At 42.2% G+C, this 16,317-nt stretch carries 14 protein-coding genes; 1 reads left to right on the forward strand and 13 read right to left on the reverse strand.

The annotated features are described in order from the left end of the window. Window positions 1-30: 30 nt before the first annotated feature. The 3 genes from G593_RS0107490 to pth all read right to left on the reverse strand — a co-directional run bounded on the left by G593_RS0107490 (window position 31) and on the right by pth (window position 5,098). Window positions 31-1,092: a peptidylprolyl isomerase gene (locus G593_RS0107490; RefSeq protein WP_005337760.1), complete on the reverse strand. Its 1,062-nt coding sequence runs from the start codon at window positions 1,090-1,092 to the stop codon at window positions 31-33. A 71-nt stretch (window positions 1,093-1,163) separates the two neighbouring features. Next, window positions 1,164-4,511 carry a transcription-repair coupling factor gene (gene mfd, locus G593_RS0107495; RefSeq protein WP_029731278.1) on the reverse strand — a complete coding sequence of 1,116 codons (3,348 nt, stop codon included), beginning with the start codon at window positions 4,509-4,511 and terminating at the stop codon, window positions 1,164-1,166. A gap of 2 nt (window positions 4,512-4,513) precedes the next feature. Beyond that, window positions 4,514-5,098 carry an aminoacyl-tRNA hydrolase gene (gene pth, locus G593_RS0107500; RefSeq protein WP_029731279.1) on the reverse strand — a complete coding sequence of 195 codons (585 nt, stop codon included), beginning with the start codon at window positions 5,096-5,098 and terminating at the stop codon, window positions 4,514-4,516. A 135-nt stretch (window positions 5,099-5,233) separates the two neighbouring features. On the opposite strand from pth, the gene G593_RS0107505 reads away from it, so the two are divergent. Continuing rightward, window positions 5,234-5,671 carry an FMN-binding protein gene (locus tag G593_RS0107505; protein ID WP_005331613.1) on the forward strand — a complete coding sequence of 146 codons (438 nt, stop codon included), beginning with the start codon at window positions 5,234-5,236 and terminating at the stop codon, window positions 5,669-5,671. Between the two features lie 83 nt (window positions 5,672-5,754). Here G593_RS0107505 and G593_RS0107510 read toward each other — a convergent pair whose 3' ends face one another. The 10 genes from G593_RS0107510 to murD all read right to left on the reverse strand — a co-directional run bounded on the left by G593_RS0107510 (window position 5,755) and on the right by murD (window position 16,251). Next, window positions 5,755-6,018: a hypothetical protein gene (locus tag G593_RS0107510; RefSeq protein WP_005331615.1), complete on the reverse strand. Its 264-nt coding sequence runs from the start codon at window positions 6,016-6,018 to the stop codon at window positions 5,755-5,757. Between the two features lie 17 nt (window positions 6,019-6,035). Then, complete coding sequence (locus G593_RS0107515; RefSeq protein ID WP_005337771.1) at window positions 6,036-6,686, reverse strand: HAD family hydrolase; 651 nt, start codon at window positions 6,684-6,686, stop codon at window positions 6,036-6,038. Window positions 6,687-6,861: 175 nt separating this feature from the next. Continuing rightward, complete coding sequence (gene sigG / locus G593_RS0107520; RefSeq protein ID WP_022279784.1) at window positions 6,862-7,641, reverse strand: RNA polymerase sporulation sigma factor SigG; 780 nt, start codon at window positions 7,639-7,641, stop codon at window positions 6,862-6,864. Window positions 7,642-7,834: 193 nt separating this feature from the next. Then, window positions 7,835-9,442: an MBL fold metallo-hydrolase RNA specificity domain-containing protein gene (locus G593_RS0107525; protein WP_005331618.1), complete on the reverse strand. Its 1,608-nt coding sequence runs from the start codon at window positions 9,440-9,442 to the stop codon at window positions 7,835-7,837. A gap of 37 nt (window positions 9,443-9,479) precedes the next feature. Further along, entirely contained in the window at window positions 9,480-10,220 is a 741-nt protein-coding gene (gene sigE / locus G593_RS0107530) for an RNA polymerase sporulation sigma factor SigE (protein ID WP_005331619.1), read from the reverse strand. Between the two features lie 154 nt (window positions 10,221-10,374). Continuing rightward, the gene (locus G593_RS0107535) at window positions 10,375-11,151 is read right to left on the reverse strand and encodes a sigma-E processing peptidase SpoIIGA (RefSeq protein ID WP_005337775.1); all 777 of its coding nucleotides are present in this window, start codon (window positions 11,149-11,151) and stop codon (window positions 10,375-10,377) included. Window positions 11,152-11,595: 444 nt separating this feature from the next. Beyond that, a complete protein-coding gene (gene ftsZ, locus G593_RS0107540; protein ID WP_005331622.1) occupies window positions 11,596-12,840 on the reverse strand; it encodes a cell division protein FtsZ in 1,245 nt (414 codons plus the stop codon). A 117-nt stretch (window positions 12,841-12,957) separates the two neighbouring features. Continuing rightward, window positions 12,958-13,761, reverse strand: coding sequence for a cell division protein FtsQ/DivIB (locus tag G593_RS0107545; RefSeq protein ID WP_005337778.1), 804 nt, complete (start codon window positions 13,759-13,761; stop codon window positions 12,958-12,960). 13 nt (window positions 13,762-13,774) lie between these two features. Beyond that, a complete protein-coding gene (locus G593_RS0107550; protein ID WP_029731280.1) occupies window positions 13,775-14,884 on the reverse strand; it encodes a peptidoglycan glycosyltransferase FtsW in 1,110 nt (369 codons plus the stop codon). Between the two features lie 14 nt (window positions 14,885-14,898). Then, a complete protein-coding gene (gene murD / locus G593_RS0107555) occupies window positions 14,899-16,251 on the reverse strand; it encodes a UDP-N-acetylmuramoyl-L-alanine--D-glutamate ligase (protein WP_005337781.1) in 1,353 nt (450 codons plus the stop codon). Window positions 16,252-16,317: the final 66 nt, after the last annotated feature.

Below are 16,317 nucleotides of genomic sequence, written 5' to 3' on the forward strand. Positions count from 1 at the left end.
TTTTTTCATGTCTTTCAGACTTACTGCATTTTAATTATCTGTCTGAGCCCGATCATCTGTCTGCACCTGATCTGTATACGGTGTCTGAGTCTCAGTCTTCATCTTTACAGACACTTTCTGGAAACTTACTTTTTTCCATACACCCTTATGCACTTTAATATCTGCTTTTTTTCTCCACTTTTTCACTGTATCATCATAAAGCTTTTTCTGACGTTCCTGTACAATCTTTGATTTCTTAGAGTCCGTTGCTGTACGATCTAACAGGCTTGTAACTTTTGCTACGTAACAGCCTTTTTCTGTCTCAATCACATCTGTAGATTCTCCCTCGCCCAGTGCATCTGCGGCTTTAATCAAATCTTCATCAGGAGAAGTTGTATCTTTATCAAACGTCAGTGTCTGAACCGTTGCCCCTTGCTCTTCTGCAAGCGCGTTCAAATCTCCACCTTCCTTCAGACCGGAAGCAATCGCCTCTGCCTGAGACTTTAACTGTGCTTTTTCATCATCGGAAACGTCTTTGCTGTTGCCGGAATCATCTTTTGTCTGATAAGAAATGAACACATAATCCATGCTCTTCTGTGCTGCTTCTTCATCTGAGACTTCTGTATCTGCCCCGGCCTGGATCGCAGTTCGCATCTTCTGCTGAACTGCCATCAGTGTCAATGCACGATTTACAGTCTTCTCATTGCCAGATACAAGATTCTTGTCATCTAAAGAATTATCATTCAGAAACTGCTGCGTTGTCTCCTTGATCATTGCTTTATCTTCATCTGTAATTGACACATCATAATCTTCCATATGCTTTTCAAGAAGAATCATATCTTCCAGTGACTTCAGTACAGAACTCTTTACAGATTCTTCGTATGTCTCTCCGTCAGAAGCATCTGAATTCCACATATCTTCTCCCAGATAAGCAGAATAATATGTCTCATATGTTGCCTGTGTATATCTTGCGAAGAAATTGGCCAGATCCGCATCAATCTTTGTATCATCGACTGTCGCAACCGTCTCGTCTCCTTTTAATGATCCGCATCCGGTCAGTGTTACAGCAGCCAATACTCCTGCAAGAGCCAGCGCAAATAATCTCTTTTTCATATCGTTTTCGTATCCTCCTTCATTCTGATGGGCAAAGAAATGTCCACTTTTTTTATTATATCTTCTTTTTTCTAGTCAAGCAATCCTTTTATACCAATTAACACTTTTTTCACAACCTCAATTGGATTCTCCACTTCACCACGCTTTGTTTTCTTCTTTCTCTGGTAAATGAATTTGGGATCCGATATATCCGCCTTAAATGACAGAGCTTCCGGAAATTGTTTTAAAAGATCCGGGATCCGCTCTACATGGATTTTTGCTTTTTCATACATACGGAATGTATAGGTCACACCTTTTTGAGTCACCTCTGTCACATACGCCTGGTGCGCCAGATTCTTAAGCCTTGCTACTTCCAGAAGGAGCTCCACTTTTTTAGGAATATCTCCAAAACGGTCAATCAACTCCTCTATCATATCGTCCATCTCTTCCTCAGACTCGATGGCAGCAATTCTCTTATAAATATCCAGCTTATGATATTCATTTGGTATATAAGAATCCGGAATATACGCATCGACATTGATATCCAATGCTGTCGTAAATGTATCCTCTTCTGATAATTCCCCTTTTAAATGTTTGACTGCCTCATTTAACATTTTGCAGTACATATCGTATCCGACCGCTTCCATATGCCCGTGCTGTTCGGCACCAAGAAGATTTCCAGCTCCACGGATTTCAAGATCACGCATGGCAATTTTGAATCCTGATCCAAGATCTGTAAATTCCCGGATTGCCGCCAGACGCTTCTCTGCAATCTCTTTCAATAATTTGTCCTTCCGGTACAACAAAAATGCATAGGCCATACGCCCGGAACGCCCGACGCGGCCACGAAGCTGATAGAGCTGGGAAAGGCCAAGCCGGTCTGCGTCGTGAATGATCATGGTATTTACATTGGATATATCAAGACCTGTTTCAATAATCGTTGTCGACACAAGCACATCAATATCTCCATTAATAAAATCATACATGATCTTTTCAAGCTCATGCTCCTTCATCTGTCCGTGGGCAAAGGATACATTTAACTCCGGGACAAGTTTCTGAATATGCGCTGTCACCTCTGCAATGTCTTCCACTCGATTGTACACATAGTAGACCTGTCCGTTTCTCGCACATTCTCGTTCGATTGCCTCCCTGACCATCTCATCATTATATTCCATCACATACGTCTGGATCGGCAGCCGGTCCTGCGGTGCCTCCTCCAGCACGCTCATATCACGGATTCCGATAAGGCTCATATGAAGAGTTCTTGGAATCGGCGTTGCCGTCAACGTCAGAACGTCTACATTTTTCTTTAACTTTTTGATTTTCTCCTTGTGCTGGACTCCAAAACGCTGCTCCTCGTCGATGATCAGCAATCCCAGATCCTTATACTCAATATCACCACTGAGCACACGGTGGGTTCCAACCACAATGTCCACCAGCCCGCGTTTCAAGTTCTGAATCGTATCTCTTTGCTGAGCCGGAGTCCTGAATCGGCACATCAAATCTACCCGGACCGGGAAATCCTTCATTCTCTGGCAAAATGTATTGTAATGTTGCTGTGCCAAAATAGTGGTCGGTACCAGATAGACCACCTGCTTATTTTCCTGTACTGCCTTAAATGCCGCACGGATTGCGATTTCCGTCTTTCCATAACCTACATCACCACAGATCAGACGATCCATGATCTTGTGGCTTTCCATATCCTTCTTCACAGCATTGATCGCCAGAAGCTGATCTTCTGTCTCCTCATACGGGAACATTTCCTCAAACTCTTTCTGCCAGACTGTATCCTCCCCGTAAACAAACCCATCCTGATTCTGTCTTGCTGCATAAAGTTCTACCAGATCTTTTGCAATTTCTTTAACTGCCCCCCGAACCTTTGCCTTCGTCTTTGTCCACTCCTGAGTTCCAAGACGGTTAAGTTTTGGTTTTTTTGAATCAGAACCGGCATATTTCTGGATCAGATCCAACTGTGTTGCCGGAATATAAAGATTTCCACCCTTAGCATAGGAAATCTTCATATAGTCTTTGGAAATCTTATCCACTTCGATTTTTTCAATTCCTTGATAAATTCCCAGTCCATGATTCTCATGTACCACATAATCTCCAGGTTTTAATTCCGAGAAGCTTTGAATCTTACGCCCTTCATAAGTGGTACGGCGTTTTTTCTTCCTTTTATTCTTTCCGAAAATATCCGTTTCTGAAATTACAACAAAATTCAAAAGTGGATACTCATAGCCTTCTGCAATATAACCATAAGCAGTCATAATTTCTCCCGGTTCTACTTCACGATCCATATCTTCACTGTAAAAGCTGCTCAGATTGTAATCTCGAAGATCTTCTGCCAGGCGCCTTGCTCTTGTTCTGGAACCGGAAAGCAGAATGACACGGCTCTGATTTCGTTTCATTTTTTTCAGATCCTGCGTTAGAAGTTCAAAACTTCTATTGTATGGATCCACATTTTTCGTTTGAAGATTATAACTTGCCCGGATATTCAACCCAGGGCAACGCATATCCAACGCCTGAAATCCCACGCTGGAATATTCATTCATTTTCCTCATAATCTCCTGCGTTGTAAAAAGCACCGCTTCGCTGTCGGCTACTTCGTATCCGCTCTGGGCACGTCGTTTCTGGGCTTCCAGAAATTCTTCTTCCACTCCTTCCCCTTTTTCCTTCAAACGCACAGGCTCATCTAAGAAAAGAATTGTATTTTCTTTTTCAAAATAATCCAGAAAAGAAACTCTTTTTTCTTCTTCCTCTGGAAATTCTGTAGCCGGAAACACTTCTACCTCGTCAAGCTTCTCGATAGATCGCTGCGTCTCCAGATCAAAGGTTCGAATAGAATCCACCTCATCTCCCCAAAGTTCAATCCTAACCGGGAGCTCCTCCGTCAGCGGATATACATCCAAGATGCCGCCACGGACCGCAAACTGTCCCGGTCCTGCCACCTCTATCTCTCTGTCATACCCACACTGTGCCAGCTTCACAGACAATTCATCCAGATTCAGAGTCTCGTCGGAGCATATCTTGATCACCCTGCTCTTTATCATTTCTTTTGGAAGGAGTGCATCCATAAATGCATCAAAACTAGCAACCACAGTTATCGGTTCGCCTTTTAAAACTGCCTGTATCACCTGCATTCGCTGACTGATCAGCTCTTTACTACGAATATCTGCCTGGTAAAACAGCAAGTCTTTTTCCGGATAAAAACTAATGGCTGCATCTAAAAAACGATACTCTTCATAAATCTGTTTCGCTTTTGCCTCACTGGAACAGGCGATGACTTTATAACAACAGCCATCGCTAAGTGCATACATCATATGAGTCTTCTGGGAATTCACACAACCTGTCAGCATCAGAACTCCTGGAGCTTCTTTTTTCTTTTTTACGATATCTTCATATTCTGCCAGTTCCAAAAGCGGCTTAAGTAACGCCTGCACTTTTACTCCTCCTTCGGCTTCACTTTACGGTTATACTCATTCATGGCCGCATCAATCTCACCTTTTAATATCTCTTCTGTGGCAGAAATTGCCTTTTCATATCCCTCTTCCATAAGTTCCAGATCCTCTCCATGAAAATGTCCGAGAACATAGGCAGCCAGATCATATCCTTTCGGCTTTTCTCCCACTCCGACTTTAATTCTTTGAAATGTATCTGTCCCAAGCTGGGCAATAATATTTTTAATTCCGTTATGTCCACCGGCACTTCCTTTTTTACGAATCCGGATCTGCCCCGGGTTCAGACTGATATCATCATAGATCACAAGCAGCTCTTCTTTCGGATCTACCTTAAAATAATCCACCAACTTGCGAATGCTCTCACCACTTAAATTCATATAAGTCTGCGGTTTAACAAGAAGAACCTTCTGACCTTCGATGATTCCTTTTCCAACATAGGCACGCCCTTTTTTTGCGTCCACTGCAATATTATATTTTTCTGCGATTTTATCTATCACCTGAAATCCTACATTATGTCTTGTACCTTCGTATTCTTTTGTCGGATTTCCAAGTCCTGCTATAATTATCATATTTTCCACCTCTTTATCTCTACCCATTCTACAGGATAACTATTCTTTTGTCACGAAAAAAGCTGTATAATTTTCCAACCTTTTTCATACATTATAAAGAACAAAAACCTAAGAAAACAAATACAGGAGGTTATTATGAGTTCAAAAACAAAAATCGTTGTACTTCACATGAAGGAAATTATTTATACAGTCCTGTTCATCTGTCTCGGCATTTTGCTGGTAGCACTGCTTACATTTATGTTTCACCCGAAAAACAAAGAAACTTCCTCATCAAAGAGCACTTCCTATCAACCGGGCATCTACACTTCACAGCTTACTTTGGGCGATAAAGAGCTGGAAGTAGAAGTCACAGTCGACGAAAATCATATCAACTCTATCCGATTTTCCAACCTGGACGACACCGTCACCACCATGTATCCGTTGATCCAGCCGACTATGGAAGAAATCGCAGACCAGATCTGCCAGACACAATCGCTAGAAAACATTTCTTATTCCTCCGACAATCCATATACCTCTCAAATCATCATCAACGCCATTGATGATGCCCTAAAAAAAGCCGTAACCACCAGATAGTTACGGCTTTTTCTCTTCTATGTAGTTTTCTTATTATCTGTGCTGCTTCAACCTTCTTTCCGGACATTTTACTGCACCGGATTTTAACCTTCCACAATCAGATATCTTCCGTCCGGAATCGGGAACACTTCTGCTGCTTCTTCCAGTTCCTCATCAGACATTCCCTGAATATCCATTCCTTCTTCTTCCAGGAATTCTTTTACCTCATCAATGTTTTCCACAACAACTGCCATGCAGTCCTCCAGAAATGCTTCTGCATCTTCCAGCGTCTCTGCAACTGCCTCCTCAAAAAGTTGTGATTGATTTTCAAGAAATACGTTCAGACATTCCTCATCAAACTCATTCATTACCTCTTAACCTCCTTTTATAGATATTCCTGCAATTTCTCTGCCTTGTCTATCATATACTTGGCTCCGGCAATCATTAACTCTTCTTTCGTACGAAATCCCCACGTCACTGCGATAGTTTTTACTCCTGCATTCTTTCCAGTCACCACATCTACTTCAGAATCTCCTACATACAGACACTCCTTGTAATCTACACCGAGCTTTTTCGCCACATAAAACACTCCCGCCGGATCCGGTTTTCTTGGAATTTCATCCTTCTGTCCCTGTACCCAGTCAAACAACTTCTCACCATAAATTGCATGAACCGCTTTCACCGCCTGACAATGAGGTTTATTGGACAGCACCGCCAATTTCACTCCCTGTTTCTTTAACTTATACAGCATTTCCGGGACGCCTTCGCAAGGTGTTACATGATATGTACAATTCTCATCAAATATGCGTCCATAGATCTGCATACCTTCCTCAATTCTGGTCGCACCAGGATTCCCCGATGCATCCAGCGCCTTCTCCATCAACACCCTCGCACCATTCCCTACGAACTCCCGACACTGTTCTTTAGAAATCTCCGAAAGATTCATCTCTTTTAATGTCAGGTTAACCGAATAGACCATGGAATCCAACGTATTACCAATCGTACCATCAAGATCAAAAATACATGCCTTAATCATTGCCAAAAAATCCTCCATGCCAATATCATAGTATGAGACGTCGGAGATGTCAATTACCAATTGGGGACGGGGTTTTTTCAAAAAAACCCCGTCCCCAATTGGACTTTAACCTGTCCCTTTTTTTAACCCCACCTACGTTTTTACGGGCTTTAGTGCTTCTCACACCTGTCCCTTTTTAACTTTCCACCAAATACTGCCTCATTATGCGAAGTGCGTTTTTTTCCAGGCGGCTTACTTGTGCCTGGCTGATTCCCACATCTCTTGCCACTTCCATCTGAGTTCTCCCGTCAAAAAAGCGAAGGGAAATAATGTATCTTTCCCGTTCGTTTAAATGTTCCATGGCAGCCTGTAGCGACAGGCTTTCGACCCATTTTTCTTCTTTATTCTTGTGATCGCTGATCTGGTCCATCACGTAAAGTGCGTCGCCTCCGTCACTGTACACTGGCTCCTGGAGGCTCATAGGTGCCTGAATGGCATCTAGCGCATATACAATGTCCTCCTTGGCTATCCCAATCTCCTGTGCGATTTCCTGAACTGTAGGCTCTCGCATATTCTGTTTCACATAATTCTCTTTCGCATAAATTGCTTTGTATGCGGTATCACGAAGGGAACGGCTGACTCGTATACTGCTGTTATCCCGCATGTAACGCCGAATTTCTCCAATGATCATAGGCACTGCATAAGTACTGAATTTGACGTCCAGCTCCGTATTAAAATTATTGATTGCCTTAATCAGCCCGATACAACCAATCTGAAATAAATCATCGGGGTTTTCATTACTGGAATGAAATCGTTTGATCACACTTAGAACCAGTCTTAAATTTCCTTTGATATATTCTTCTTTCGCCTCATCATCTCCCGCTTTAATACGCGCAAACAAAGCTTCCTTCTCCTCTTCTTTCAGGATAGGAAGCTTTGCCGTATTCACACCACATATTTCAACTTTTCCCTGCATTTTTTCGAACCTCCTGCCAGATGTTTTCTGATTACGTCTAGTAGAAATTCTCTCCATATGCAGGTTACTTATTCGTAAGTGTCATGAAATTAAAAAATTTTTGCCCCTTGACATCGCACATCCGGCATCATCTTATCCCGCCAGCCATGCAAACCGCTCTATAGGTCTGATTATCTTGACAAATCCGACATTTTTATCTGTCCCACTTGTCTGCCAGATTATTAATCTGATTCTCGAACTTCATCAGTTCTTTGTTTGCAAGTCCTTCATTCTTATATACCACATCAAGCAGCCTCTTTGCCGCTGCGACCACTCTGTAAAATGCATTCTGCTTACGGATCTGTGCTGGTTTTTCCACTGCCTTTTTCGGTTCTTTAATTCCAACAGACAGGATTTCACCTGTAGCAAGATCCACACATCCTCCGGAATACGGTGCCATGGCCGGCCAGCCAAACTTTTCCGTAATTGCTTCTGCAAATGTATCCGTAACCTGATCTTCACCATGAACTACGAATACATGCTGCGGTGTGTTCTCAAATCCTGACAGCCAGTCTAAAAGTCCGTTCCGGTCTGCATGTCCGCTGATACCTTTCAGACTTTCGATCTTCGCATTGACTTCGACTGTCTCACCAAAAAGCTTGACGCATTCCGCACCCTCAATCAGCTTTCGCCCCAGTGTTCCCACCGCCTGATATCCTACAAAACAGATCGTACTTTCTTTTTTCCATAGATTGTGCTTCAAATGGTGTCGGATTCGTCCTGCCTCACACATTCCTGATGCCGATAAGATAACCTTCGGTTTTGTATCAAAATTGATCATCCGGGACTCATCACTTGTAATCGTTGTTTTTAAGCCCGGAAAAACAAGTGGATTGATTCCTTTCTCAATAATCGCAAGTGCATCCTCGTCAAAACAGGATTTTACATTCTTATTAAATACGTTCGTTGCTTCAATTGCCAACGGGCTATCCACATAAACCTCGAAATTCGGATAGTCCGGCAGCAAGTTTTTCTCCTTGATCTCACGGATAAAATACAGAAGTTCCTGTGTACGTCCCACTGCAAAGGACGGAACGACCACATTCCCTCCGCGGTCAAAAGTCTCCTTTAAAATTCTTGTAAACTCTCCGACATAATCCGGTCTTACATCCCCATGCACCCGGTCTCCATATGTAGATTCAATCAAAATATAATCTGCTTCTGTCACTTTCTTTGGATCCTTGATAATCGGCTGATCCAGATTTCCCACATCTCCGGAAAATACGATCTTTTTGGAAATGTCTCCCTCTGTGATCCACATCTCGATTGCCGCAGAGCCAAGAAGATGCCCTACATCCGTAAAACGAATGTCTATTCCGTCACACAGTGTAATTCTTTGATCATAATCACACGGTGCCAGCAATTTGATCGCTGCATCGGCATCCGCCATTGTATAGAGCGGCTCATATTCCGGTCCGCCGCTTCGCCTTGCTTTACGATTCCGCCATTCCGCCTCAAACTCTTGAATATGGGCGCTGTCACGCAGCATGATATTACACAGGTCTGATGTGGCAAATGTTGTTACGATTTCTCCATGAAATCCCTGTTTGCAGAGCATCGGAATCTTTCCGGAGTGATCGATATGTGCATGCGTCAGGAGAATATAATCTATATCTCCCGATGCAACCGGGATTTCCTGGTTCTCGTAAAGATCTGGCCCCTGCTCCATACCGCAGTCTACCAGAATGTTCTTTCCGCAGGCCTCAACAAGGTGGCAGCTGCCTGTCACTTCGTGGTCCGCTCCTATAAAAGTAAGCTTCATACACGTATCCCCTTTTTATTTTCATTCTACCACTTTTTCAGGAATACTTCACCATTTCTTTTCTCAGGCGCACCATAATTTTTTTCTCAAGTCTGGATATGTAGGACTGGGAAATCCCCAGCAGATCTGCCACCTCTTTTTGCGTCTTTTCCTCCCCGTCCACAGTTCCGATACCAAAGCGCATCTGTATGATGGAACGTTCTCTTGCTGACAACAGATTCAGTGCTTTTATCAGAATCTTCCTCTCTGCCTCCTGCTCCAGATCCTTATAAATCGTATCCTCCTCCGTGCCCAGAATATCTGACAGCAAGAGTTCATTTCCATCCCAGTCCACATTCAGCGGCTCATCGATCGACACTTCCAGTTTCGTTTTATTATTACGTCGCAGATACATTAAAATCTCGTTTTCAATACAGCGGGAAGCATAGGTCGCAAGTTTTATATTTTTCGTCGGGTTAAATGTATTAATTGCCTTAATCAATCCAATTGTTCCGATGGAAATAAGATCTTCCACTCCGATACCAGTATTATCAAATTTTTTCGCTATATAAACGACCAGGCGCAAATTATGTTCTATCAGAAGTTTCCTCGCCTCTTCGTCATGTGCACTTCCCAGATAACCGATTGCTCTCGCCTCATCATCTGCTTCTAACGGTGCAGGCAAAATGTCTGACCCTCCGATATAGTGTATCTCTCCTCCATCCGGAAATAAAAATGTCCGAAAATCCGGAATTACGTTTAACTGAAACTTTTTGGGCATAACTGCTTTCATTAACATATCTATTCCTCCATTTACAAATTAACTTTTTTATTTACTTATCAATCATTTCATAGCTTCCATTTTCACAGATGTCTTTCCATATTAAATCCACTATTTACTTCGACAATGACTATAAATACATTTTTCAATGTCCGATTTATTCTTCTGCCTGCTATAAATCATCAGGATTCAAGATCATGTCATATACATTGGAAAGCTTCTGTCTCTCACTGACTGCCACAAGTGGTTTTTCCACCCATTTTTCTTCCTTTTCACACTGACAACACAAACAATCCAGCATAAGGATCGGCATCGTACCATTTTCCTTTCCAATACTCTGATAGGTGATTACACGTTTACTTGAAAAATCTGTGCAGCCAAGTTTTTCGGCTATCTCTCCTGTAATTACATGAACCGGTCTTCCCGTCAACGAATCCCGCAACTTGTTTCCAGTGTCAATAATGGCATAAATCTCACATTCCCTTCCGTTTTGATACAGCCTGGCTCTACAGGAGCCAGCCATATTTTTATGAAAATAAGCCAGCAAATCCCATATTCCAAGACAAAGATGATATCCTGCAAGTGCAAGTATTAAAAACACTGCACCTCCACGAACGTATGGCTGAAATACATTCAGTATACCGCCCAGTAAAAATGCACTGACATACAGCAATATCCATGCTTTTATCAGAGTACGTTTTTCTTTTATCCCAAGTCCTGTTTTCAACAGACACATATTCATGACTCCGTGAAACAACACAAGCCTCCATATCTTTCCTCGCAAAAAGACCACAAATATGCAAGTCAGAAACGCACCGACCATTGCTCCCGCAATAATTCGCAGACGTCTGATTCGGCACTTAAGCATCTTTCCTACCATTAATAACAGGAAATAATCCATCAGAAAATTAATAAGAAAAAACAGATCTATGTACAGCTCATAGTGCATGTTCCACCTTCTTCCTCTTGTATACGCAATCGATTTTGTACTTTTGAGTGATTTTATTATACGTGTGACCACACGTAGATTTTGTCAGATAATGAAAGAAACAATTCAGTTTATTACGACAGGATTTTACGCATTATCCCTTCTTTTTCCATGTTTTTTCGCCATGTAATTTTATATGACATAATCCATGTATTTACCACAAATGAACGAATTTTTTATCGATGTGTTTTTACAACGATGAATAAAGAATGTGCCTTGGCATATTCTGGCGCCTGCGGCAGTCGTTTGCGACATCATCATTGTACGCCGCAGTGCGCATCCTGCCTGAGACTTTTTGTATATAATAGGAAATGCAATTTTCTATTATATACAAAAAGAGTCAAAGAAACTTATTCGTTTCTTTGACTCTTTTATTCATTCAATCTTGTATTCTAATATGAATTCCTATTTTTTAAAGAAATCCGGAATCTTGATAGACTGCTCTTTTACACGGCTTGTCGGAGTTCTCGGTGTCTCCATGGAAGGTGATGTTCCTCCAACTGTTCTTCTAGGAACTTCCGGCTCTTCCACTGTTCTGTTCACAGATCCCATACTCATATCAAGCTTTGGAGCTGCCTGCTGGCGAACCGGCTGTCTGTCATATGCAGAAGCATGTCCTGTATGTGTAGCCGTATGCCCCACATTTGCTGCCGGGCGCTGGCTTTCCAGTCTGGATTTTAATTTGGAAGCTGTACCTCCTACATTATGAAGTCCTGTTGCGATAACTGTAATCGTAGCCTCATCAGCCTTGGAATCATCATACATTGCACCAAAGATAATATTCGCATCTTCTCCGGCAAGATCCTGAACATACTCAGCTGCATCTGATGCATCCATAAGAGTGATATCTCCGGATACATTGATGATAACATGAGAAGCTCCGGCAATTGTTGTCTCCAGAAGAGGACTGGCAACTGCCTGTTTTACTGCCTCAAGCGCTTTATCGTCACCGCGCCCCATACCGATACCGATATGTGCGATTCCCTTGTCTGTCATAACAGTCTGAACATCTGCAAAGTCCAGGTTGATCAAGGATGGTACATTGATCAGGTCTGTGATACCCTGAATACCCTGCTGTAACACCTCATCAGCCTTCTTAAGTGCTTCCGGCATAGTTGTACGTCTATCAACAACCTCAAGAAGCTTATCATTTGGAATGACGATCAGTGTGTCTACACTTTCTTTTAATTTTTCAATTCCTGCAAGAGCATTGTTCATACGTGTCTTGGACTCAAAACGGAACGGTTTTGTTACAACTCCGACTGTCAGGGAACCCTGTTCCTTGGCAATACGTGCTACAACCGGTGTAGCTCCTGTTCCTGTTCCGCCACCCATACCACAGGTAACGAAGACCATGTCTGCTCCTTTTAATGCTGCTGCAATCTCTTCGGAACTTTCCTCTGCAGCTTTCTCACCAATCTCCGGTCTTGCTCCCGCACCAAGACCTTTGGTAATCTTATCTCCGATCTGTAAAAGTGTCGGAGCCTTACTTAACTGAAGTGCCTGTTTATCTGTATTAATTGCAATAAATTCCACACCGGCAATCTGCTCGTCGATCATTCGGTTCACAGCGTTGTTACCGCCGCCGCCGACTCCTACAACTATGATCTTAGCCGCTGCTTCTGACTCGTTGGTTTTAATTTCTAGCAAGGGTTTCTCCTCCTTTGTTATCCTTATTATACATTATACACCCATATATATTTCTATAATATAGACTTTTGTCCAAAATATCAATAGAATTTCATGACTTTTTCAATTTTTTTTGTTTTATCCTGCATCTTCCGGAAAAACTCCAATATCAAAAGTCGCTGTGTCACTCTCATCAGAAAAATTTTCCAGATGAAGCGTTCCTTCTTTTCCTTCCAGCTTTTCAAGAATCTTAGGAATCTGCGCAACTTTCACGGAAGTGACATCATTTCCAAGGCTCACACATACATTCCCGATGTACACATAAATTCTGTCAGAACGACACATAATCTTTTTGACAGACAACTCGTACTTTTTCATCTCTCTGGTAGCTTCCAGTATCTCCTGATAGATAATCGAACTTTTCTTTTTCAATTTGTGGTAAAGCTTAAGTTCGTCCGGATCCATACCGTCTACAAGCGGAATTCCATCTACCGGTGCTTCCTCTACATCTACGACCATACCATCCTGGTCAAAATAGTAATACTTTCCATCCGAATCCATTACATATCCGATTCTTTCCTTCTCCTGAACTGTAATCTTAAGCGTCCACGGATTTTTAAGGCTTACCTTAATACTTTCAAAACAGTCCGGCTGTTTTCCATAACCGAGTTTATATTTTGCAAGCACATACAGCCCATTGACCGAATATTTATCGTTCTGAACAGATTTTACAATTTCTTCTGTACTGCAATAATCATTTCCCTTCACTTCTACTTTCTGGACATGAAACAAAATAAAAATTCCAAGTACAAAAATTAAAAAGGCAAAGAGCAATACAGAAAAAGCATAAACTCTATGTTTTCGTTTTTTCTTCTTTTTTTTCTTTTTCGGACGTCTTTCTGCATGATCTTGATAGTCGTCCAGGTATTCTTCCCTTTTCATTCACCCCTGCTCCTTATTCTGTAATCTCCTCTTCACAGTAACTTCCATTTTTCGAGACGCTTAGTACAAGCCCCATTTCTACCAGTAAAAATACAACTGAAGTTCCGCCATAACTAATGAATGGCAACGTAATTCCAGTATTGGGGATCGTGTTGGTCACGACCGCAATATTTAAGATGACCTGAATCATCATATGTGCCATTGCCCCGGAAGCAATCAATGCACCAAACAGGTCTTTTGCCTGCGTTGCAATGACAAAAAAACGCCAGATCAGAAGTAGAAAAAGTATCAGAATAAAACATGCGCCAAATAATCCAAGTTCTTCACAAATGATGGAAAAAATCATATCATTTTGGGCTTCCGGTACAAAGCCAAGCTTTTGAATACTCTGTCCCAGCCCTCTTCCAAATAATCCTCCACTCCCAATTGCATACAATCCCTGCAGAGTCTGATATCCCTTTTCATAAGCTTCCGGATTCTTCCAGACTGCAAGCCGTTCCAGCCGGTAGCTCTCCAAAGCAAGAAAGATTCCCATAAATCCTGCCCCGGCCGCTCCCAGAAAAACAAACTGCCCATACTTTGGACTCGCCACAAAAATCAAAACGACTGCTATACTCAGAATAATGATTGCTGTGCTCAAGTTACTGGCTCCGACCAATCCTACTATCGGCAGCACGACTATCATGACTTTTATCAATGTCCGCATACGGTACATTTTTTTCACATTGCGTGTGACGTAAGAAGCCAGAAATAAAATAACCGCAACCTTTGCAAATTCCGATGGTTGAAATGACAGTGGACCAAGTGCAAGCCAGCGCTTGGAACCATTATACTCCCTGCCCACAAATATAACAGCAATCGATAAAAGCAGCGCCACAAGATAACAAAGCCACGCTATGTTCTTCAATCTGTGATAATCAAGCTGTGCAGTAAAAAACATTGCCAGAAGCCCAAGACTAGTCGCAAATACCTGCTTTTTCAGATAATAGGAACTGTCACAGAATTTCACTTCCCCATTATACGCACTTGTACTATACAGAATGATAAGACCTGACAGCACTAGGATTCCCAGTACTGTCAGGAGCGTATAATCGTATCTGCCTCTTGCTGCCATACGTGTCAATCCATTCGCACTCCTTATAAGGAATTTACAATCTCTTTAAATTTATCTCCACGTACTTCATAATTCGGGAACATGCCCCAGCTTGCACACGCCGGAGACAGAAGCACTGCATCTCCCGGCTCTGCCATCTCCACTGCAAGATTCATAGCTTCTTCAAATGTGTCCACATACACATAATCATGGAAATCACATTTTTCACAGTCTCTCGCAATCTTTTCTTTTGTCGCACCCATCAGGATCAGTTTCTTGACTTTTCCATCAAAATTGTTAATCCACTCTGTATACTCGGAATCTTTGTCGTATCCCCCGCCTAACAGGATTGTCGGCCGGCGCATTGCCTGGATTGCCTTAATTGCGGCATCCGGATTCGTTCCTTTAGAATCATTGTAATAAACAACTCCGTTTTTCTCAGCCACATATTCTATACGATGTGCGACTCCTTTAAATGCAAGAATTGCCTTCCTGATCGTCTCCATCGGAACGCCATAAACAGCTGCCATGCATACAGCTGCCATAACATTTTCATAATTGTGCGTTCCTAAAATCTGAAGTTCGTCAACATGGCAGACTTCGACTTCATCCGGATTCTTGTAAATAATTTTATCGTTATCCAGATAAATACCTTTTTCCAGCTTATGCTGACTGCTGAAGAACAGAACATGACACTTTAATGTCTCTGCGAATTTACGCATAACCGGCTCTTCATAGTTCAGAACACAATAATCGTCTTCTGTCTGATTTCTTGCAATGTTCTCCTTAGCAGCAATATAAGCTTCCATCGTATGATGCCGGTTCAAATGATCCGGTGTATAATTCAGGATCGCACTTACGTTTGGGCGGAATGACACGATACTCTCTAGCTGAAAACTACTCATCTCTGCCACGGCAATGGAATGCTCTGTCATAAGATCTGCTGCAACAGTATACGGATTCCCGATATTTCCAACTACGAACACATCATCCTGGTAAGCCTTCATGATCTCACCGAGAAGTGTTGTTGTTGTCGTCTTGCCATTCGTTCCGGTAATTGCAAGTACGTCTCCCTTACCAAATGTATATGCAAGTTCCACTTCTCCGATAACCGGAATCTCTTTTTCTTTCATCTTTAAAATAATCGGAAGATCTGTCGGTACACCCGGACTTAAGATCACCAGATCCAGCGTATTTAGAAGTTCCTCTGGAAAAGCACCGATTATGATCCGGGCTTTGCTTCCTTCCTGAAGCTTTGCGCGCACGTCTGCTTCAGTCAGTTTTTCATTTCCGTCATAGAGCACCACATCCGCTCCATTCTCTTCCAGTAATTTCACTGCCCCGATTCCACTAATTCCAGAACCGAATACCAGCACTTTCTTTCCTGCTACTACCATTTTATCTTCCTCCTGCATTCATACCCAATCTCGCGATTCGGTATTTTCATATTTTCTCTCTACTTC

The sequence above is a fragment of the Dorea sp. AGR2135 genome (assembly GCF_000420885.1).
GTDB lineage: Bacteria > Bacillota > Clostridia > Lachnospirales > Lachnospiraceae > Dorea > Dorea formicigenerans.